The 20,574-nt window shown below is 57.8% G+C and carries 18 protein-coding genes and 1 pseudogene; 4 read left to right on the forward strand and 15 right to left on the reverse strand.

The annotated features are described in order from the left end of the window. Window positions 1-152: 152 nt before the first annotated feature. From AC07UI_RS27910 to AC07UI_RS27940, 7 genes are all read right to left on the reverse strand, one after another. A complete protein-coding gene (locus AC07UI_RS27910; RefSeq protein WP_494995530.1) occupies window positions 153-1,565 on the reverse strand; it encodes an aldehyde dehydrogenase family protein in 1,413 nt (470 codons plus the stop codon). Between the two features lie 10 nt (window positions 1,566-1,575). Beyond that, window positions 1,576-2,619, reverse strand: a complete 1,044-nt coding sequence (locus tag AC07UI_RS27915) for a homoserine dehydrogenase (protein WP_494995531.1) — start codon at window positions 2,617-2,619, stop codon at window positions 1,576-1,578. Between the two features lie 173 nt (window positions 2,620-2,792). Continuing rightward, complete coding sequence (locus tag AC07UI_RS27920) at window positions 2,793-3,230, reverse strand: Lrp/AsnC family transcriptional regulator (RefSeq protein WP_494995532.1); 438 nt, start codon at window positions 3,228-3,230, stop codon at window positions 2,793-2,795. 20 nt (window positions 3,231-3,250) lie between these two features. Then, the gene (gene thrC, locus AC07UI_RS27925; protein ID WP_494995533.1) at window positions 3,251-4,630 is read right to left on the reverse strand and encodes a threonine synthase; all 1,380 of its coding nucleotides are present in this window, start codon (window positions 4,628-4,630) and stop codon (window positions 3,251-3,253) included. Between the two features lie 16 nt (window positions 4,631-4,646). Further along, a complete protein-coding gene (locus AC07UI_RS27930; RefSeq protein ID WP_494995534.1) occupies window positions 4,647-5,537 on the reverse strand; it encodes a LysR substrate-binding domain-containing protein in 891 nt (296 codons plus the stop codon). Between the two features lie 60 nt (window positions 5,538-5,597). Next, the gene (locus tag AC07UI_RS27935; RefSeq protein ID WP_494995535.1) at window positions 5,598-7,028 is read right to left on the reverse strand and encodes an amino acid permease; all 1,431 of its coding nucleotides are present in this window, start codon (window positions 7,026-7,028) and stop codon (window positions 5,598-5,600) included. Between the two features lie 152 nt (window positions 7,029-7,180). After that, complete coding sequence (locus AC07UI_RS27940; RefSeq protein WP_494995536.1) at window positions 7,181-8,458, reverse strand: cystathionine gamma-synthase family protein; 1,278 nt, start codon at window positions 8,456-8,458, stop codon at window positions 7,181-7,183. A 483-nt stretch (window positions 8,459-8,941) separates the two neighbouring features. Between AC07UI_RS27940 and AC07UI_RS27945 the strand changes: the two genes are divergently transcribed. Further along, window positions 8,942-9,145, forward strand: a complete 204-nt coding sequence (locus AC07UI_RS27945; RefSeq protein ID WP_494995537.1) for a co-regulatory protein PtrA N-terminal domain-containing protein — start codon at window positions 8,942-8,944, stop codon at window positions 9,143-9,145. 224 nt (window positions 9,146-9,369) lie between these two features. On the opposite strand, the gene AC07UI_RS27950 is transcribed toward AC07UI_RS27945, so the two are convergent. Further along, the gene (locus AC07UI_RS27950; RefSeq protein ID WP_494995538.1) at window positions 9,370-10,650 is read right to left on the reverse strand and encodes an HAD family hydrolase; all 1,281 of its coding nucleotides are present in this window, start codon (window positions 10,648-10,650) and stop codon (window positions 9,370-9,372) included. Between the two features lie 263 nt (window positions 10,651-10,913). Here AC07UI_RS27950 and AC07UI_RS27955 point away from each other — a divergent pair, with 263 nt between their 5' ends. After that, entirely contained in the window at window positions 10,914-11,684 is a 771-nt protein-coding gene (locus AC07UI_RS27955) for a DeoR/GlpR family DNA-binding transcription regulator (RefSeq protein WP_494995539.1), read from the forward strand. Window positions 11,685-11,772: 88 nt separating this feature from the next. Here AC07UI_RS27955 and AC07UI_RS27960 read toward each other — a convergent pair. The 6 genes and pseudogenes from AC07UI_RS27960 to AC07UI_RS27985 form a co-directional block, all read right to left on the reverse strand. Beyond that, a pseudogene (locus tag AC07UI_RS27960) lies at window positions 11,773-12,702 on the reverse strand (p-hydroxyphenylacetate 3-hydroxylase reductase component). Window positions 12,703-12,907: 205 nt separating this feature from the next. Then, the gene (locus AC07UI_RS27965; RefSeq protein WP_494995540.1) at window positions 12,908-13,513 is read right to left on the reverse strand and encodes a hypothetical protein; all 606 of its coding nucleotides are present in this window, start codon (window positions 13,511-13,513) and stop codon (window positions 12,908-12,910) included. Window positions 13,514-14,062: 549 nt separating this feature from the next. Continuing rightward, entirely contained in the window at window positions 14,063-15,286 is a 1,224-nt protein-coding gene (locus tag AC07UI_RS27970) for a patatin-like phospholipase family protein (protein ID WP_494995541.1), read from the reverse strand. A gap of 418 nt (window positions 15,287-15,704) precedes the next feature. Continuing rightward, window positions 15,705-16,550 carry an amidohydrolase family protein gene (locus AC07UI_RS27975; protein WP_494995542.1) on the reverse strand — a complete coding sequence of 282 codons (846 nt, stop codon included), beginning with the start codon at window positions 16,548-16,550 and terminating at the stop codon, window positions 15,705-15,707. Between the two features lie 28 nt (window positions 16,551-16,578). Then, window positions 16,579-17,868: an MFS transporter gene (locus AC07UI_RS27980; protein WP_494995543.1), complete on the reverse strand. Its 1,290-nt coding sequence runs from the start codon at window positions 17,866-17,868 to the stop codon at window positions 16,579-16,581. 137 nt (window positions 17,869-18,005) lie between these two features. Continuing rightward, window positions 18,006-18,737, reverse strand: coding sequence for a GntR family transcriptional regulator (locus AC07UI_RS27985; RefSeq protein ID WP_494995544.1), 732 nt, complete (start codon window positions 18,735-18,737; stop codon window positions 18,006-18,008). A 181-nt stretch (window positions 18,738-18,918) separates the two neighbouring features. Between AC07UI_RS27985 and AC07UI_RS27990 the strand changes: the two genes are divergently transcribed. Together AC07UI_RS27990 and AC07UI_RS27995 are read left to right on the forward strand one after the other, a co-directional pair. Beyond that, window positions 18,919-19,659, forward strand: coding sequence for a Mut7-C RNAse domain-containing protein (locus AC07UI_RS27990; protein ID WP_494995545.1), 741 nt, complete (start codon window positions 18,919-18,921; stop codon window positions 19,657-19,659). Window positions 19,660-19,769: 110 nt separating this feature from the next. After that, a complete protein-coding gene (locus AC07UI_RS27995) occupies window positions 19,770-19,940 on the forward strand; it encodes a DUF2986 domain-containing protein (RefSeq protein ID WP_494995546.1) in 171 nt (56 codons plus the stop codon). Window positions 19,941-20,008: 68 nt separating this feature from the next. Here AC07UI_RS27995 and AC07UI_RS28000 read toward each other — a convergent pair whose 3' ends face one another. After that, window positions 20,009-20,395, reverse strand: a complete 387-nt coding sequence (locus tag AC07UI_RS28000) for a hypothetical protein (RefSeq protein WP_494995547.1) — start codon at window positions 20,393-20,395, stop codon at window positions 20,009-20,011. Window positions 20,396-20,574 lie beyond the last annotated feature (179 nt).

The following is a 20,574-nucleotide window of genomic DNA, read 5'->3' on the forward strand; positions in this document are numbered from 1 at the left end:
GCTACTGTCCGCGTAATGTCTTAACTGACTGGCATTGCCAAAAGAACCCGTTTTTAACCCTTCTATATAGTAGAGCCATCAGCACCTATATATAGAAGGGAACATTCACAGTACGCCAGCATCAATCTTGCACAGCCCCCCAGCACAATGAATCAACGAAGATTATTCAGGCACACCACTTTGGGTTGAGTCATTTCTTCATAGGCGAAGCGAACGCCCTCCCGGCCCAGGCTGCCATACTTGAAGCCGCCAAACGGCATCGCATCGAAGCGGTAGTCGGACGAATCGTTAATCATCACGCCCCCCGCTTCGATCCTCCGTGCAGCACTCATTGCCGTTCCCAAATCATTGGTGAAGATCCCGGCATGCAAGCTGTACTCGGGCTCATTGGCCAGGGCAATGGCTTCATCGAAGGTTTCGAAGGACTGAAGCACCACCACCGGCGCAAACACTTCATTGCGCCATAGCCGGCTGGCGTGATCGACATTCTCCAGCACTGTCGCGGCGTAACATGCGCCCTCTCGCTGGTGCCCGCAAAGCAGCCTGGCCCCCTCTTGCATTGCCTCGCTCACAACTCTCTCGGCACTCTGAGCAGCCTGTAACGTTATCATCGGACCGATGTCCGTGGTGGCCAATGCCGGGTTACCCGCAACCAAGGTTTTCGAGAGGTTGACGAACCGGTCTCGAAAAGCTTCATAGATAGAAGCCTGAATCAGAAGGCGCTGAGTACCAATGCAGTTCTGCCCGGCGGCCCAGAATGCCCCGGATACACAACTCTCAATTGCGGCATCGAGGTCGCAGTCGCCCATCACGATGACCGGCGCATTACCGCCCAGGTCCATGGCCAGTTTCTTCAAGCCGGCAGCGCGGGCAATTTGCTCCCCCGTGACGAACCCTCCGGTAAAAGAGATCATCCTGACCTCACGGGCGGCGACCAGGGCCTTGCCCAGCGCAGCCCCTCCGGTCGCGACCGTGACCACCGACTCTGGCAGACCCGCGTCCACCAGATACCCTACCAGCTTGATCGCCGACAAAGGTGCCAGCTCGGACGGTTTGAGGATGACCGCATTGCCGCCTGCTATGGCCGGGCCCAGCTTGTGCGCAACCAGATTCAACGGATCGTTGTAAGGGGTGATTGCCACAATCAGGCCCAGTGGCTCCCGAGAGAACCAGCCCTGCCGCGACTCGGAGCCTTCATAGGCGTCGAACGGCACGACTTCCCCCGCATTGCGCCCGGCCTCTTGCGCGGACAGTTTCAGGGTGTTGACGCAACGTTTGACTTCTTTTTCCGCCTGCCTGATGGTTTTACCGGCCTCGTCGACGATCAGCCGGGCGAACGCCCCGCCATCCCGCTCGATGTTCAGGGCTGCTTGCTCAAGAATCTGAGCCCTGCGATAACGCGGCAATCCGGTGCATGTTTGCGCACCACTGCGCCCCTGCGCCAGCAGATTCGGGACTTGAGACGCACACATATCAGGTACCGACCCGATGACGCTTGCGTCAAACGGGTTCAACACGTCGATTTGATTCCCGACCACGGCCATGGCCAAGCGCGATACGTTCACAGGCCTTCTCCTAGTTGTTCGCAACCGACTTATGGATGTTGATGATGTCCGACAGCAGCGCGAACGCGGTTTCCGTCCGCCCGGCGCCTGGGCCCGATACGGTGACCGCCCCCAGCAGCCCGGTATTGAACGACACCGCGTTGGTCGCGCCAGCGATGCTGGCCAATGGGTGAGCGTTGCTCAACAGCCTGGGTTCGACACTGGCACTGACCGAGCCATCAGCGTTGCGCGTGGCGGCGCCGATGAGTTTCCAGCGCGCGCCGTTGTGCCGGGCGTTCTCAATGTCGTCCAGGCCCAGGGGCGAAATACCGCGGCAGCTGACGTCGCTGACACTCAAGTGGGCATTGAGCAGTTCGTTGGCCAGAATCACCACTTTGAGGCGCACATCATGCCCCTCGACATCCGCGGTCGGGTCGGCTTCGGCATAACCCTGCTCCTGGGCTTTGCTGACTGCCTCGGCGAAACCCAGACCGCCTTCCATGCTGGTGAGGACAAAGTTGGAAGTGCCGTTGAGGATCCCTTCGAAGCCGACAATCGAACTGCCTGCCAGAGACTGCCTGGCAAGCCGGATCACCGGCGTACCACTCATCACTGAACCTTCGTATTCAAAGGCGACGTTATTGCGCTGGGCCAGCTCTTTCAGCTCTGCGCCATGCAAAGCAATCGGCCCCTTGTTGGTCGTCACCACGTGCTTGCGGTTTTCCAGGGCCCAGCGGCAGAACGAGGTGGCCGGCTCGCCGTCTACAGGGTTGGTGAAGGTCGCTTCGGCGATGATGTCTGCACCGGAATGCTTGATCACAGCTTCATTGAAGGCTTCGGCATTACCGCCAGGCAGCTGCGCGAAAGCGCCCTTGACTGCAGGGAAGTTCGCCAACAGCCCGGCATCCAGGCCGTCACGGCCGATGACAGAGCCCAGAAACAGATCAGTGACGCCGACGATTTTCAAGGTAAAACCGAACTCTTGTTGCCACGCCTTATTACGCTCGGCGATGAGCTGAGCCAATGCACGATTGACACCGCCGAAGCCGACCAACGCAAGTTTGTATTCTGTCATTTTTGTTATCTTCCATCCGGGTTATTAGCTGTTGGGCTCTAGATTAGGATGGAGGCCATGGCAGTGAAATATGGCGATTTGCTCTATTTTATGGCCGTTTTGATCAGCGCACGGGCAAAGTGCCCAGACATAAAAAAGCCAACAATCGTTGGCTTTTCAGACAGGCAATAACCCTAAACAACAGATGACAGGACAAATGAAGTCACGGTGTTTTCCACCCCCGACAGGGCGGATATTTCATTCCAGACTTTATGCACCCGCTCGGGGCTCGAAGCGCCGACTCGCACCATCAGATCGAACTCCCCACTCATCACATCGCACTGGATTATTTCAGGTATTTTCTGCAGTGCCTGCAATACCTCCGCGCCGCGCATGCGGTCATAGCGATAGACGAATATCACCGCATTGATATTGGCTGATGACTGATGCCCCACGCCCGTGCGTAGCGTATACCCCTGTATCGCACCATCGCGTTCGAGCCGTTCGATGCGCTGTCGCACCGCATTGCGCGACAGGTTCACTTTGGTCGCCAGCTCGGCGTGAGCAGCTCGGGCATTCAACCTGAGCTCGGCAATGATGCGCTCATCGAGCGGATCCAGAATTCGCTTCACTTAGCCCCCTTGTCGCGTCTTCAAAGACCGCGGAGCACTTGATGGATGGTTTCGATGTCGTCGGGCTGAATGCGGTAAACCTGCTGCGAAGATTGAACCGTGAGCGGGCTTCGCTGTAGCACCGAGGTGATCCCCAGCTCACCGAGCAACGCCGCTGACTTGACTGGCGAGATCTCGCCCAGTGTGACCATCGGCGCCACCAGGCTTCTGCGGTACAGCCGGGCCGCCAGAACGCCTGTGGCTGTATGAGGGTCGATGACATATCCGGTATCACGGTAGAGGGTGGTGATTTCCTTCAGGGTCTCGTCATCGCTGACTGAGTAAGAGTCGATGATCATCCGTGCCTGCAACCAGAACTCATTGGCGATGGTCATCTCGCCATGGGCCTCGAACTCTGTCATCAGCGCGCTCACTGCCTGATGATCGTGCCCGTAGAGCTCCCACAGAAAGCGTTCGAGATTGGAAAAAATCGACAGGTCCATGGCTGGCGACAAGCTCTTGCTGGCCCGCGACCTGGAGTAATGGTTTTTCAGAAACAGCTGGTGCAGCGCGTCGTTCCGATTGGTGGCAACGATCATTTGGGTGATCGGCAGGCCCATCTTTTGCGCGATATAGCCCGCATAGACTTCGGCGAAACTGGCCGCCGGCACGCTGAATCCGATCGGCCGCTGACCACCGCCCAGTTGCAGCACGGCGTGAAAATAAAACACCAACTGCGCCATCACGCTGACCCAGTTGTTCGAGTTGAAACTGATCGCCTCGCACTGCGCGGATGGCCATTGGCGCAACAACCGGGTGACGATGGTCTGGCAATCGTCAAAGCTGCCGTTCACGGCGAATCTGTGCAGCCTGGGGTGAGCGGCAGCCTGCAGATGCTGCAGCTGATCATCAGGCACACCGGCTTGCGGGTAGAACACCACCACGGCGGTTTCGTCGCAGTCTTTGAACGCCTCGATGGCGGCAAGCCCGGTATCCCCATTGGTCGCCCCCAGCATGACCGCACGCTGCTGGCGTTTAACGAGGAAATAGTCGACCAGGCGCGCTTGCAGCTGGGCAGAAAAATCCTTCGAGGAACGGGTCGGCCCATGGAACAACTCCAGTACCCATTCGTTCCTGTCGACCTGATGCAAGGGCGCGACGGAGCGATGACTGAAGGTGCTGTAGGCTTCCTTGAGCAGCTGTTTGAAATCCACTTCGGGGATTGACTGGCCTACGAACGGACTCATGACCCTATAGGCCAGTTCGTCATAGGGCAACGTTGACCAGTTGGCGATTTCCTGCGCGCTGAACAGCGGCAGGCTGACTGGCACGAATAGCCCGCCGTCGTCGGCGACTCCGGATAATACGACCCTCTCGAAATCGGCCTGCACGGCCGAACTTCGTGTACTCACATAGCGCATGGTTGACTCCGGCCATTCATTTGTAACGATGTGCCTGCTCGACCAGCCAGGTGGAAAACATGACCGCATCGGGATGCTGATCGGCTCCGGAACCGCGCACCAGGTAAAAGGACTCGCTGGCCTCGATCCGCTGTGCGAAGGGTTCGACAAGACGACCGTCCTGGAGCATCTCATCGACCATGGATGAGCGAGCCAGGGCAATACCCTGGCCGAGCTCAGCCATGCGCAACGTCGAAATGAGGGTATCGAACTGCATGCCCGTCGACGAATCGACAGCGTCCGCACCGACCATTTTCAACCAGTAACCCCACCCTTCTTCATACCCCAACACGTGCAGCAAAGGATGCCGGGCCACGTCGCCTGGCACCTTCAGCGGCGCGCTCGCCATCAACCCCGGCGAGCAGACCGGAAACAAGGTGTCCCAGGTCAGGCGCTGAGACACCAGGCCCGCCCATTGTCCATGGCCCCAGCGGATCTCCATGTCGTCCTCACCATCGAGTTCCTTTACCCAGATGTTGCTGATGTAGCGTATATCCACATGCGGATGAGCCTGGCGAAAGTCGACCAGCTTTGGCGCCAGCCAGTGCACGAAAAAAGACAGGCTGCCACGCACCTTGATCGGTCGCCTTTTATGCTGACCAAAAATTTCATTGGTGCCGACCGCCAATCGCGTAATCGCATCTTGCACGACAGGCAAATACGACTGACCTTCTTCGGTCAAACCCAAACCACGGGGCAAGCGTTTGAACAGTGCCACACCCAGGTGGCTTTCCAATTGCCGGATCTGTTGGCTGACCGCGCCTTGGGTCAAAAACAACTCTTCGGCCGCATGGGTGAAGTTCAAACAGCGGGCGGATACCTCAAATGCGCGAAGCCAATTGAGCGGGGGTAACGTCTTTTGATTCATTGCCTGGACCTCATTGACGCCCCCTGCACCAAGCGCTGTTGCCCACATCGTCGATACCGCTTAGAACGCATCGGACGGTTGTGCCAAGGGGGCAACCGACAAGCGACGCTCGCGGTTCTTGCGGGTAATGTAATACACGAAATAGCACCAGGCGATGAACGGCAAGCCGAAGTACAGTGCCACACGCTGCTCAGGGTCAAAGGCGATCCCCACACAGGCCAGACTGCAACAGACCAGCGCACCCAGCGGCACCCATGGATACCCCCGTACGCGAAACTTGAGGTCCCTGATATCGCCGCCATTGGCCACATAGTGGCGACGGAACGCGATCTGACTCGCGGCAATGCTCATCCACACTACCACTACCGCCAGCCCGGAAATCGAAACCAGCGCCAGGTAGATGGTATCGGGGGCAAACACACTGCTCAGCAGCGATGCCGCACCGCCCACCATACTGACCACGATAGCGTTGAACGGTGTCCCCATGCGGGTCAACGCAGAGAACTGCTTCGGCAGATGACCTTGATCACTCAGCGTCCAGAGCATGCGCGAAGCGGCGTACAACCCGGAATTGGCGGCGGACAACAGTGCACTGATGATCACGAAGTTCATGATGTCGGCGGAGTACGGGATACCGATATAGGTAAACACCGTCACAAACGGGCTCTCGACCAATCCGGCCTGCTCGCGCGGCAACAACGTTGCCAGAACGAAAATGGTCCCAACGAAGAAGATCGCCAGGCGCAGTACGGTGGTGCGGATGGCCCGCGGCACATTGCGCTGAGGATCTTTGGTTTCGCCCGCGGCAATACCGATCAGCTCGGTACCGGAAAAAGCAAAGGACACCGCCAGCAAGGTCATGGCAATCGACATGAAACCTGTGGGGAACAGCCCCTCGCGGGTGAAGTTACTTAGCCCGATGCTGTGCGCCTGGTCGATTTGAAACACGCCAATGATCGCCCCGCCACCGACCACCAGGAACGCCAATACCGTCAGTACCTTGATCAGCGACAACCAGAACTCCGTCTCGGCAAACAGCCTGACCGACACGACGTTACTGAGGAACACCACCATGGAAAACAACGCACTCCAGATCCATACCGGCGTGCTCGGAAACCAACGCGCCATCAGGATACCCGCTGCGGTAAATTCGGAGCCGATCGCTACCGTCCAGGTCAACCAGTAAAGCCAGGCCACCGTGTAGCCGGTACCCGGGCCGAGGAAGCGTGTTGCGTAGGTACTGAATGAGCCGGTTTCCGGCATCTGCACCGCCAGTTCACCCAGGCACATCATGACCATGTAGACCATCACCGCGCCGATGATGTAAGCGATTACCGCACCCAATGGGCCGGCCTGATTGACGGTGTATCCGGATGTCAGGAATAGCCCGGTACCAATAACTCCGCCCAATGCCAACATGACAATATGGCGGGTCTGCATTTCCTGTTTGAAACCGGCACGGGTACTTATTTGTTCTTCTTTTGTGGACATAGTTGACTCTCATGAAAGTTATTAGGGCAAAATAAGTTCCTGCAGTAAATTACCGGGCAGTAATACAACCAGTTTGCCGCTAAATTTTATTATTATTCCTCTTCATGAACTCCTCAGCGACTGCCTTGTCGTGAGGCATTAACGTTTAAACGTCAGTTTGCTACCTCAGCGCAAGGTTCATTCAATATTGATTGGGTTTTCGAGATTGCCTGTTCCTCCCATAAACTTCTGACCCGGGCAAAAGCCTGTTTCAAATCATCAACCAGATCATCGGTATCTTCGATGCCAACGGAAATACGCACCAACCCTTCAGAAATACCCAGGGCTAAACGCTCTTCCAGGGTGTTTTCCACATGGCTGGTTGTTCTGGCCGGCCCATAGATGGTTTCAACCGCACCCAGGTTCCCGGCACAGTGAGCAAAGCGTAAGCGTGGCAACAGCACTTTGACCGTGTCCATGCCACCGGCCACGACAAAACTGACGATTGCCCCGAACCCGCGCATTTGCGCGCAAGCGACGTCATGGTTCGGGTGATTGGGTAAGCCGGGATAGTTCACCGACTCCACCAAGGGTTCAGTACTCAGGAACTCTGCCAGGGCGCGGGCACTGTGTTGCTGCTGGCGCACTCGCAGTACGAGTGTCTTCATGCCACGAATGATCATATAGGCCGAGAACGGATCGAGCGTGGCGCCATTGATTTCCCGGTAATGGCGAACTTTCGCCATCAACGGTTCGGCACCGCACACCAAGCCGCCCAGTACATCGCCATGGCCACTGAGAAACTTGGTAGCGCTATGAACAACTACATCCACGCCCAGCGCCAGCGGGTTCTGATTCAAGGGGGTGGCAAAAGTATTGTCCGCCACCACCAGGGCGCCGACGCGCCTGGCCGCCGCTACAAGGCGTTTGATATCGACTATTTTCAGCGTCGGATTGGTGGGTGTTTCCAGGTAGAGAAGATCGCAGCCTTTGGCGATTTCCCGTTCGATTTCTTCTTGATCGAATGTTTCACACAACGTGACATCGACCCCCATGCGCGGCAAAAACTCTTCGAAAACCTTGTTGGTGCCACCGTAACTGTCCTTGGTTGAAACCAGCCGATTGCCATGGGACAGGAAGGTATAAAGGACACTGCTGATCGCGGCCATGCCGCTGCTGAATGCCACGGCCGATTCCGCATTTTCAAGTTCGCGGATTTTCGCCTCGAGCGTCTCCACCGTGGGGTTGCTCATGCGGCTGTAAATAAAGCCTGGGCTCTTGCCCAAAGCCACGTCGTACCAGATATCGATATCGTCGTAACCGTATGCGGCGCTGACCACGATGGGTGTTTGCGTGGCGTTGTAGGGATGCCTGACTTGCTCCCCGCCCCAGACAACTTTGGTCCCCGTTCCGGCGTTATCAAGCCCTGCGCTGTCAGGTTTTATTTTCATTGAGACTACCCGCATTGAATGGTGGCGAATGTTTGCTGATTCGCTTGATCTGGGCGCCAATATAGTCAAAAGCCATGTTCTGGAGAAACGATGTTATCCGGGCCAAAGGGGCGTTTTTTTTAATGGCTGTTTAACGTGCGGGGGTGTTTGAAATAGAGGGAACGGTAAAAGCAATGCACGCGCCGGTACAGTGACAGGTCGACCTGCATCGGCTTCAGACTGATTGATTGGCGCTCAACTGCTTACTTCTCCAATTATCAAGATCACTTCGATCGTTTAATGCCGTATTTCAAGCGGATCCAGCGGGAATCCGCAGCGACTCAGTTATCCAAAGCGATCTGAAGAAGGAAAAAAGAGCACAAATAGCTTTACTGTCAAAAAATTCATGTGCCGGGGAACGGGCTGAAATACGGCTCGCTTCAGAATTAGCTCAAGCCAGCAAGCTTTCGCGCTGGCAGAACCCGAAGACTGGAGAGTTCCCCCATGAAAGCCCTTAAAGCATTTTTGATTGTCACCCTGATGAGTGCCTCTGTAGCTGCGATGGCCGAAGGCGGTAGCGACAAGGTAATGGAAAGAATGGAGGCCACGACTGATTCCTCCATGGCGCATTACCAGCAGTCTGAACATGCACAGGCGGTGGCAAGCAATCAAAAAGCGGCGGCTAATAATGCCGAACGCTCAAACTGACAGTGCACGCCACCGATCAAGTCAACTTGGCAGCCGGGTTATTCGTCATGCACTTAGCGTGTCATGGGATGCAGCCGGGAAACTGCCGCAGTGCGCGAATTCGGTCAGTTGCTGTTGAAGCCTGACCGGGCTCTGAGCGATGGAGGCGGTGGACGCCCTCTTGATTTTCCAGCCATTGCACTGCGGCTCGCGGATGGCAGCCAACCACCCGCAAGCCAATGCCATCAAGCCAGCAGCTTAAGCTCGCTTTTGCCGTACTTGAGGGATTTTTCGTCCGGGATCATCAGGCCAGTGTGCTCGTCGCGCCCCTGCAGGATGAAGCGGGCGTTCGGGGTGCCCAGCTGGGTGGCGGCCTGCTGGCTGTCGGCACCGATCTCGCCCTTCTTCATGCGGTTGACGATCACCCCCACCGCCGTATCGTTGAAGTCGCGCAGCATCCAGGCATCGCCATCGCTGTCGCCGGCCACCAGCACCGGGCCATAGCCCTTCTGTTTAACCAGCACGTTGTTGATGCCGACAGTCTTGCCCGGCCCGTAATTGAAGTGCCAGCCCGGCAGATAGCGGCTGGTGTACTTGCCCTCTTCCATCGCCATGCGCAGACCGATCACGTTCTCAGGCGGCACGCCGTAGCCGTAATTGGGATGGCCGGCGAACACCCGCACCACATCGTCGATCGAGGCGGTGCTGACATAGACGTCGATGCCGTTGGCGCGCAGCGAGTGCATCAAGCCGCGGATCTCCTCATGGATGCGGATGCCATGGAAGTGGGTGTCCGCCACCACCCCTGCCTTGCCCGAAAGCGTGCGGGAACTCTCGTACTTGACCTTGCGCAGCGCGTCACCGATCGCATAGTTGTTCGAGGCCTCGGCCATCGCCTGCAATTCGGCCGTGGTCATGTTCTTGTAGAAGTACAGAATCCACTTGTAGCCGATCTCCACCGGGTAACTGTCGCAGATCGCGTCATACATGAAATAGAGCTTGGCGAGGAAGTCCTTGTACTGCTCGCTGGTCTGGATTTCCTCCAGGCTCTTGTCACCAGCGAGTCCCTTGTAGTTGGCGTGCAACCAGCGGTAATCGGCTTCCACGTCGCTGGCGATGTCTTCCATCTTGACCGGCTTACCGTCCACGGTGGTGTAGTCCTTCATGAACGGGCCGTTCGGCACGTCCTGGCGCAGCACGGCGGCGAACTCATCGGGCGTCAGCTTGTACTGCAAATGATTGATCTGGTAGACCAGCAGCGCTTCTTCACAGTCGTTCATGATGCAGGTGTTGTCCCAGTCGAACACCGCGTATGGGCGCTGCTCCGGGCGGTAGGACGGGCTCTTGACGCCGTGCTGGTCGATCACCGCCTGCAGGCGCTTTTTGTTGAGTGGCGACCAGCGCGCCGGGTCCAGCTCGCTCGGCGTGGCTGGGGGCGTGACGGCTTGCGTTATGCGTGATGACAACAACAGCGGACTGACAACGGAAACGGTGGCGAGGGTGTTCAGAAACTGGCGACGCTGCATGGCATAGCTCCTACTTCTAGACGAGAGGTTACAACCGAGGCGATGGCGGAAGCGTGTTTCGAAATATGGACGAGAGGGAAAAACCGTCCGGCGACGAGGCTATCTTCAAATACACAAAAATACAATATTGCCACAATATTACACTTTCATGATTCGCAGGCTGCGCCTGAGCAATGTTTACAGGGCCGAGTCGAACTTGACAGTGACCGATCCCCCCCCACAATGCGTGCTCGGACAGCGACTCAACAGCAGGGACACCCGGCATGTGGCAAGAAGAGCGTTACCAGCGGATCCGCGCACTGCTATCGACCTTGCAGCGCGTTACCACCGACCGCATCGTCACGGAGCTGAATGTTTCACGCGAGACCGTGCGGCGCGATCTGGTCGCTCTGGAAGAACTGGGGGAGTTGAAGCGGATACACGGCGGCGCCATCCGCGTCGAGGACGAGGCGCCAATCGCCGAGCGTGCGCACATCAACGTCAAATTCAAGCGTGACCTGGCGCGCGCCGCGGTCAGCCTGCTGTCGCACGGACAAACTGTGTTTATCGACGCGGGCACCACCACGGTCATCCTCGCCGAAGAGCTGGCCAAGCTGGGCGGGTTAACCGTGATCACCAACTCGTTCAACGTGGCGCTGCAATTGCGCAATCCCGCCGTGCCGGGCGGCCAGCACAACGAGGTGATCGTACTGGGCGGTTCACTCGACGACCGTGCTCCGGCTACGGTCGGTGGCACCACAGTAGCGGAAATTGGCCGCTATCGGGCCGACCTCGCGCTGTTGTCGCCCGTCGGCATCGATGCCCAGCGCGGTGCCAGCAACTACGACCACCGTGAAGCCGAAGTGGCGCGCGCCATGGCTGACCATGCCGAGCGCGTGGTCATCCTCGCCGATTACAGCAAGATCGGCGTGGAGAGCCGCGTTGCCTTCTGCCCGCCAGAACGCATTGACCTGCTCATCACCAACCACAGGGCCAGTACCGAAGCAGCGTTCGCCGCACTGAACGCCAGGCTCAAACGCATTATCCTGGCGTAGCGGTGGCCTGCCGGTTCAGGGGGGAATCGGGGCAGTGTGATGCCCAAGATGCGGCGCAATCCGCCTGGTCGGCAGTGACAAGCGACCGTCAGACTCCTTGAATCACCCCCTTGAGCACGCTTTTGAAATGCTCGACTTGTGCCTGGCCAAACTGGCTGAAGACTTTGTCCTGCTGCTCTTGGGCAATGGCCCACAAGCCTTCCGTTTCGTCGATCCCTTTGCGGGTCAGACGTACCCGATCACCCTCGTCACTGACCAGCCCCTTGCGCTTGAGATTGGCCACCGCCTCTTCAATCTCTCGAACAGGCATCGCCACTTCCCGCTGCAAATCGGCCATGCTCAGACCGGCGTCGTTCTCCAGCACCATCAGCATGCGCGCTTCACTGGTGCGTAGTCCGGTGGACAATTGACGTGGCTGGTAACTGGCCTGACAGGCTCGCAACGCCTGGGTCATCAGGTAATAAAGATTGTGGCTCAGGCGGCCCTGGAAGTGGCTGCTTGGCAATTGCCCCTCTTCACGTTTTGTCATGCGGGTGTGGGGCAACACCATCGAATAGGCGCCCTGGTGATAGAGCAACGGCGAACGTCCGAAATCGTCGAACGCCACCACTTTGCCGATCATGATCCAGTGATCGCCACCGTCGACTTGCTGAAACTTTTCACAGTGGAAACGCGCGAGCAGTCGACAAAGACCGGCGCCCCCCCTTCGCCCGCCTCGAATTCGATTTCGGCGAAGCGGTCTTCCTTGGGCCGTGCGAAGTTGTTCGACAGATCAATCTGATCGGCAGCCAGTACGTTAACCGCAAAGTGGCTGGCGGCTTCGAACACCTCATGACTGCTGGAACGCTTGTCGATGCTCCACAAAATCAGCGGCGGATCCAGCGATACCGAGTTGAAACTGTTGGCCGTCACGCCCACCTTCAGTGGCCGCCGTGACCACGGTCACACCGGTTGCAAAATTGCCTAGGGCCCGGCGAAACGCACGGGTGTCGAAGGCAGTATCAGAAACAATAGACATGCAAGACTCCTGGGCCATCGCAATTGACGGCCTCGATTGTTGTTGTATGAACCGGATCTCAACGAGCTGGCAGGTCAAACCATGGCTGGATCGGGTTCCAGGCTCATCAGCTCACGACCCAGGAATCGTCTCGAAAACGTGGTCTGTAGGCACTACCGAGCGCTGTGCGGAGGGCCCGAGTACAGGCACAGTGATCGTAATCAGATCACCCAATCAGGTTCTTGATGATGGCCCGGCTACCGCGCTGGTCTTCCAGGTCGTGATCAATGATGTATTGATAGACGGCTTGTGCTTCCTCTCGGCTGCGCGGCTTGATTTGCGCCAGTACTTCGAATATGAACCACTCGCGTATCGTTGCCTCAGTGTGCCTGTCCCCTGGCACCCCGCAGGCCTTGCGCAACAGATAAAGCTCGTTCCAGTAACCGAGTTCATGCAGGCAGTCTGCCAAGGTATAAGGCATCAAGTCAGGCCTGTCCTTGAAGCGCTTTGCCGTAGCCGCTCTGTCGTAATCGAGAGTTGAACTGACACCGCCGCTTACTTGATAAAGCGCAGTGGCACAAAACCGCTCAGCCGGCGTCTCTTGGCCAATCGACTCACCAAAACGCATCTTGACTTCCAACTGTCGTTGACGGTTTTCAATCGAGCGCGCGATCAAAGTGTCCTGATGACCGAAGCCGGTCAGGAGAAGCGTCGAAGGAGTAAGGTCCGGGACCTGCGCATCGGGGATCGCGGTGGTGTTCTCGCAGTTCGGCGGCAGGCTGAACAGTCTGCGATGGTTAACATTGCCTACAGGGTGGTCCAGGTAATGCATTGAAAAACTTCCCCAGGATACACGTGACTCGAGCTAACACAGGGTCAGTTGTCGATGCCTTATGGACCGACGTGCTTACCTGATAGGGATTATCCATGAAGCACTCAGTGCTAATGCCTATGTCCATATTTGTTCAGAATTGAAGTGGGATTCTCGACTTCAAAATCGGCGGCCTTGCGCCAGCAACACGGGCGGCCGGCAGTGCGCGCGTCTCCACCGGCCAGGCACTCTTTGGCGAAGGCCGGGCGCGCACCACCCTGGCCTTGTAGTTGAGCTACTTCTTCACCCTGACCTGATGTACATGCTGCTCAACTGGCTGCCTTCATGGGTTTCCTGCCTGACCTTGAGAGACTGCCCAGCGGCTATCGGGTACAGTCACCACCGACCGTATCTGCCGACACCTTGCGACCAAGGGACGGAGGCTGTCCGGGCTGCGGCGTATCGGTCGTGAAATCGTCGAGTCGTGGCGGCTGATGCTGGTCTGAAAAGTCTGTCACTCATCACGCCCAAGCACGGCTGGACCCGGCTCTCCCGGACGACCTGTATTGCTCATAGGGGAGCCAGAGAACCGGGCCTCTCTAACGCCTTTTCGCTCGGCGGCGATTTATGCCACGGATAGCCCTTCGCGCTGAGTTGAAAGGCGTAATCGAATAAACGCTTCATGTACTCGCCATCGAATTTCTGATTGTGCGGAAAGTAAAAGTCGGAGCCGATGTACGCAAGATTGAAGTCCGCCCCATCCTGCCGCGCGATACGGTAGATTCGATCCAGGTCGCTGATCCCCTGAGTTTGAATCAATGCACTGATGGCTCGACCGCCGATGCTCAACGTACGGCGCTTCGTTCCAGCCCACTGCGGCTCGAGTTTCCCATTGCGAATGACATAGAAATTACGTTCAAGCCGAAAAGGTGCTCCGCTGACTCTGTTCATCGCCATCAAGGTGCCAGGTGGGTAAAGGAACACCTGAGTGATGACCCCGCCGTCCACGTGCATTTCCTGAAACTGTTTGCCGTCAACGTCCACATCGATCATGACGGGTGAGACTGCGCCGGGAATACTCATCGACGCGATCATGATGTTGCGAAAGAGGCCGAGCGCTCCCGGCGCTTCGCTGGAGGCAATAGCGCCCATGTTCCAGGTGACTGGCCGCCCTGAATCAAGGTCAGTTGTGCCGATCAGCAGGATTCGTCCTTTGGCGTATTCCGACGCGATCGCCGCAAGAATCTGCGCAGTGACGTATTTTGTAATGAGCCGCGACAGTGGCTTGCTGTCCGCTATACCGTCGCTAGCAAGACGGGTTAGCACGTTTCGCGAATGAAAAACGTCTTTTGGACCGATTGCGTTGGCAATACCCCGAATGACGCCGTCGTACTCAGACCCCAGGTAAGCGAACGGGGCGACCAGGGCGCCCGCGCTAATGCCCGTGACGACCTTGAACAGGGGGCGAGTCCCGTGCGCGGTCCATCCCGTAATGAGTCCCGCTGCGAATGTGCCTGCGTCGCCGCCCCCCGAAACTGCCAGCATATTTGCCAGCGGCAGGATGTTGTTCGGTTTCCCGGCCCTGGCGAGCGCCTCGCTCTCGCGTTTGTTGGCCTGAATCGCATCCTGAATGAACGGAGTCAGGTCGTGGTCCAACCTGTAGCGAGCATTGGGAATGCCTGGGATGACAGCTTTTTCCGTTAAAATTTGCGGAACAGCGTCACGGCGTGGCAGCCACGCTTGAAGCAACATGTCCAGAGTTGAGGCGCCAGGTCTGAGCAGGAATGGTTTCAAAACGCCTCCTCCGGCCCCTGCCGTCGACAGCGAACGCGCTCATCGTATTCGGTGAAATGTCCTTACCCATGATGCCCGAGATGGCTACATGCCAGCCGACTGCGACACGTCATTCGAATGTCCAGTAGCTCATCTTGCGCTCCTTTACGTGATAAACAAACTCGTTGACCACCTCCCCCCGGGTGTTGCCATTCCGTAAATAGTTCATCCGGCCCTGATAACCGAAGCCGGGGTTCTCCAAGCATCAACCCGGCAAGCCAGAAAGCTCTGGCAACTTTAAATCGCGTCCATCGACGTACGAACTGGCAGCTATCGGCTGAAGCGGCCAAGCTCGGGACTCCCAAAGCTGTACAGGCGAAAATCACGGACGATTTATGGAGCCCCGCACCGGGAGCTCCCTTGATCTGTCGTTGCAGCTTCAGGCCTCCCTTTCTTCAAACCCGAATAACACCCGAGGCGCTTCGACCAGCAACGAACGCATCAGCTGCGTCGAACACTCCAGTGCTTGCAGTTGTTCGATCACAGTACCGAAACCGACGCTTTCTTCATGTTGTGTATGCGGCCAGTCGCTGCCCCACACCAACCGGCGCAGGCCGAAGCTCTGCTCCAGCAGCGGCAATGCCGCCCGGGCGAATCCGAGGTTCTGCTGAGGCGTACCCGCCAGCCGATAGATGCCGGAGACCTTCATCCACATCTGCCCGCTTAGCCCCAATTCCAGCAACTCGGGAAACCCGGACTGATCGACACCCAAGCGGGCATCGGGACGACCGAAGTGATCGATGACGAGCTTGACGCCGAACGGGATCAGTTGACGAATCAGCGCCGGCAAATCTGCCACGTCACGATGCAGTTCGACATGCCAGTCCAGCTCAGCGAGGTGGCCGAAGAAGCCTTTCCAGGCTGGATCGCAGAAGTCAGGCAAGGCTTTGCCCATCAGGTTCAAGCGAACGCCGACCACGCCCAGTCGAGCCATGTCGTTCAACGTGTCGCGGCTGACGTCTGGCTCCACGACCACCACACCGCGCAACTGCGCTGGCGCCTGTTGCAACGCCGCCAACAGATAACTGTTGTCGGAGCCGAGAAAACTCGGCTGGACCAACACGCCATGACTCAGGCCATGCGCTCGCAAGTGTTTTTGATATTCCCCAAGCGTTGCGTCATAGCGAGGGGTATAGCGCCGGGCAGTGGCCAGGTTTAATTCGCGGTTGAACACATGAGCATGGGAGTCGATGCCGATGATCGGCGCAGAACAAGTATCAGACATGGGTTTCATCTATCGAAAGTAATGATCATCAGGCTCGAGCGCGCTCGTTGCCGTTGACGCTGACAGGCACTGAGGTGTTCGTGGCGTCGAGACTGCGACCACGGGTTTCCGGCAGACAAAGGGCCGCAACTACCGCCACGCCGTAGGCGATTCCAGCGTCGATGCCAATGGCAAAACCCAGCGACATGGAATCACTCATGTGACCAACCAGGAACGGGAACACCGCCGAGAGCACTCGGCCGAAGTTGTAGCAGAAGCCCACGCCGGCGCCGCGGACGTCCGCCGGGTACAACTCGTTGAACAGCGCACCGAGGCTCGCCGGAATGCCCGCCGCGAAGAAGCCGAGCGGGAAACCCAGGAACAGCATCTGGGTGTTCGTCAGCGGCAGGAACACATAGCACTGCACGGTGACGACGCAGCACAGGGCGAAGAGCACAATGTTTTTACGACGGCCAATACGGTCAATCAGAAAGCCGCTGACCACGCAGCCGCACCAGAAGGCAAGGATGATGACCGCCAGGTAGCCGCCCGAGTTCAGCACGGACAGGTTGCGCTCGGTCTTGAGGAATGTCGGCAGCCACGTCATCACCGCGTGGTAACCGCCGTGTGCGCCCAGGCCCAAAAGCCCGCCGAACAGCGTCACTCGCAGCAGTTCAGGGCGGAAGATGCCGGCCAGGGATTTGAAGAAGCTTTGCGCGATGGCGTTCTCTTTTTGCAGACGCTGGAAGCTGTCGGGCTCCTCGACATTGCGACGCACCCAGATGATCAGGAACGAGGGCAGCAAGCCCACGATAAACATCACCCGCCAGGCCATGTCCTGCGGCACGAAGGAATAGATCAGCGCAAAAACCCCGACCGCCAGCCCCCAACCCACGGCCCAGGCGCTTTGCACGGTGCCCATCACTTTGCCGCGATACTTGGGATTGATGGTCTCGGCCATCAATACCGCGCCGGCTGCCCACTCACCGCCAATGCCGAAGCCTTGCAGCGCCTTGACGATCAGCAACTGCTGGAACCCGGTGACGAAGGCGGACAGAAAGGTGAAGAAGGAGAACCACAAAATCATCCACTGCAACGTACGCACCCGGCCGTAGCGGTCGGACAACGTCCCCCCTACCCAACCGCCGATGGCCGAAGTGACTAGCGTGACGCCGCTAATCAGCCCGGCATCGCCCTTGGTCAGGGCGAAGGCGGCAATTAATGCCGGAATTGCCAGACCGAACATTTGTACTTCCAGTGCGTCCAGCGACCATCCGCCGAAGCAGGCCCAAAACGTTTTGCGCTCCCGAGGAGTGACTTGGCGATACCAGCTGAACATGATTTCTTATCCTTATAAGTGGAACGTGAGGCAGCCGAGAGCGAACCGCGCCGCTACGAGGCCAGTCATGGCAAACAAAACGATGAATCCGGCAGCGATCGATTCGCCGGTGAGCGATCCGCTATTCAGGCAATGCGCTAGCGAATGTCCACGCTGTAACGGAAATGCTCGGCATGCCCACGGGAGCGCCGCCACTCCAGAGGCGTACCGGCGTAGTCACGCGCCAGACGCTCGATCACCACCACGGGACTGTTGGTCGGTATTTTCAATAACCGCGCATGCAGGTCATTTACCGATTCGGCGGTGAGTGTTTCTTCGGCAGAGGCGACGACCTGACCGCAGACTTCTTCGTAAATCGGGTAAAGCAATGGCCCTTTTCGATTCAGGTCGATCTCTAGTAGCGGCTGAAACCGGCTGCGAGGCAGCCAGATTTCTTCGGCAAGTACCGGCTGAACATCCAGAAGACGAACGCGGACAATGCGAATAACCGGAGAGTCGATTGGCAACCCTAACGCATGGGCCACCGCCGAGGGTGCGGCCACCGGCTCAATAGACAGGATGCGACTCTCCGGTACCTGGCGCTCGCCGGCAGCGGTTTGAAAGCGGAAAAAACGGAACAGCGAAGATTGAAACTGCGGCCGACGAACGAAGGTGCCTCGACCTTGCTGACGCTCCAGAACGCCCTCACTGACCAGCGCGTCGACCGCTTTGCGCACGGTGCCAGTGGACAGATCGTACTCCGCTGAAAGCGCAGCTTCAGTGGGAATGGCCTCCCCCGGACGCCAGCGATTGTTAGCAATTTGCTCGGCCAACTGATCACGCAGGCGTTGATAAAGCGGTAGGCGGACATCACTGGACAGGGAATTCATCGACTTTATTCACCTTGTTATCTAGTCATATATATGAATATTGGGGCGAGTATTCTCCTGATGCTTTTTTCTGTCAAGAAGGGTTACCGAACCTGGCGGACGAACGGTGGTGGATGGGACCTGCCGGAGAAGATCTCCGGACTGAACTCGCCCATCCTGCAGCCCTGCCATACTGTTCAGCATGACCCGTGCAACCTTCCGCTTCTACGAAGAGCTCAACGATTTCCTGCCGGCCGAACGGCGGCGGCAGTCCTTTACCTGCGAGTGTGCGCGAGGGGCGACGGTCAAGCACATGATCGAGGCGCTCGGGATACCGCACACCGAGGTCGAGCTGGTGCTGCTCAACGGCGAGTCGGTGGGCCTCGAGCGGGTGATCTTCGACGGTGACCGGCTGGCGGTGTATCCCAAGTTCGAAGCGCTGGACATCAGCCCGCTGCTCAAGGTTCGTGCGCAACCTTTACGGGTGCTGCGCTTCGTCGCTGATGCGCACCTTGGCGGGCTGGCCAGCCTGCTGCGCATGAGCGGCTTCGACACCCTCTACGACAATCGCTTCGAGGATGGCGAGATCGCCGAGATCGCTGCGCAGCAAGGACGCATCGTGCTAACCCGCGACCGCGAACTGCTCAAGCGGCGGATCATCAGCCACGGCTGTTACGTGCATGCCCTGAAACCGTCACTGCAGCTGCGCGAATTGTACGAGCGCCTCGACCTGGCGCGTAGCGCGCGGCCATTCAGCCTGTGTCTTCATTGCAACCTGCCGCTGCACGAGATCAGCCCGGAACTGGCCCGGTCGCAGGTGCCGCCACGCATTGGCGCCCTCTATTCGCGCTTCCTGCGCTGCGACGCCTGCCAACGGGTTTACTGGGAGGGTTCGCACTGGCGCAGCATGTGTGCACTGCTGGCACCTCTGCTGGACCGATAGCCGAGCGCATCGGGCAGATAACGGTCAAAAGCGCTCAAGTGCACACCACAAGGCTCTGGCCCAATATTTAAGCTGATATCATTCGAAAACGTACAAACCGAGTAGAAAAGATGAATCGTCGTAAAAAAATAAATCAGTTATTAAAGGCTAACGCCAAAAAGGCCAGCGCCAAATTGGCACCGCAAAGCAAGTCTAAATACATTTGCAAAGCCGACCGATTGAAGCTGGCGGCTGAATCCAGTCACGACTCAATCACTTCTTCCGAGAGCGGATCTGTGTAGCTTAAGCACCACCTGAATTTACAAATCAGCAGGCAGTGCTGTCGGCGGATTTATCTCGCGGCTGCGTACTAGCGACGATAGTAGCGTTGATCGTCCTCGTAGCGATGCTCATGATGGCGCTCCCAATCACGACGGCGTTCGACTTCCCGGCGCTCTTGCTCTCTGCGCCATTCCTCTCTACGCCATTCGTCTCGGCGCCAATCCTCTCTACGATCGTGCCAACGGCCGTCACGCCAGTATCGGTCGTCATCGGCAAGCAATGGCCCTGGCTGCTTGCCGGCCGTACTGGCCAAGCTCGGCCAAGGGTTCCCGGCAGCCTGGACCGGAGCCTGAACGGCTGCGACTTCAGTTGCGAAAACAGGGGTTGAGGTCTCCATCTGTGTTGCTGATGCCGAGCCCACTGCCGCAAACGCGAACAGGCTGAGGAGCACCATCCGTGGGACATAAAATTTCATGGGCGAAGACAACCTCAGATTGACAATTGGACGTGGCGCCATTTGGCTGCGGGAAACCTTCGGGTCGCGCTTACCGAGCTTTATGTGCGTATTCACATAGACAGGTAAATAGGGAAAAGTTCTAGGAAGCTGCCGCATGAATAGCTGACGGGATACTCAAACAATAGATGGGTGCGACG

Source organism: Pseudomonas sp. GW821-FHT04C07, from assembly GCF_059420325.1.

Coding starts and splice junctions, on each gene's coding strand:
- AC07UI_RS27965 (WP_494995540.1), bottom strand. CDS start 13,513: ATGCATTACCTGGACCACCCTGTAGGCAATGTTAACCATCGCAGACTG.
- AC07UI_RS27955 (WP_494995539.1), top strand. CDS start 10,914: ATGTGGCAAGAAGAGCGTTACCAGCGGATCCGCGCACTGCTATCGACC.
- AC07UI_RS28000 (WP_494995547.1), bottom strand. CDS start 20,395: ATGAAATTTTATGTCCCACGGATGGTGCTCCTCAGCCTGTTCGCGTTT.
- AC07UI_RS27930 (WP_494995534.1), bottom strand. CDS start 5,537: ATGAATCAAAAGACGTTACCCCCGCTCAATTGGCTTCGCGCATTTGAG.
- AC07UI_RS27980 (WP_494995543.1), bottom strand. CDS start 17,868: ATGTTCAGCTGGTATCGCCAAGTCACTCCTCGGGAGCGCAAAACGTTT.
- AC07UI_RS27975 (WP_494995542.1), bottom strand. CDS start 16,550: ATGTCTGATACTTGTTCTGCGCCGATCATCGGCATCGACTCCCATGCT.
- thrC (WP_494995533.1), bottom strand. CDS start 4,630: ATGCGCTATGTGAGTACACGAAGTTCGGCCGTGCAGGCCGATTTCGAG.
- AC07UI_RS27995 (WP_494995546.1), top strand. CDS start 19,770: ATGAATCGTCGTAAAAAAATAAATCAGTTATTAAAGGCTAACGCCAAA.
- AC07UI_RS27940 (WP_494995536.1), bottom strand. CDS start 8,458: ATGAAAATAAAACCTGACAGCGCAGGGCTTGATAACGCCGGAACGGGG.
- AC07UI_RS27990 (WP_494995545.1), top strand. CDS start 18,919: ATGACCCGTGCAACCTTCCGCTTCTACGAAGAGCTCAACGATTTCCTG.
- AC07UI_RS27945 (WP_494995537.1), top strand. CDS start 8,942: ATGAAAGCCCTTAAAGCATTTTTGATTGTCACCCTGATGAGTGCCTCT.
- AC07UI_RS27915 (WP_494995531.1), bottom strand. CDS start 2,619: ATGACAGAATACAAACTTGCGTTGGTCGGCTTCGGCGGTGTCAATCGT.
- AC07UI_RS27985 (WP_494995544.1), bottom strand. CDS start 18,737: ATGAATTCCCTGTCCAGTGATGTCCGCCTACCGCTTTATCAACGCCTG.
- AC07UI_RS27950 (WP_494995538.1), bottom strand. CDS start 10,650: ATGCAGCGTCGCCAGTTTCTGAACACCCTCGCCACCGTTTCCGTTGTC.
- AC07UI_RS27935 (WP_494995535.1), bottom strand. CDS start 7,028: ATGTCCACAAAAGAAGAACAAATAAGTACCCGTGCCGGTTTCAAACAG.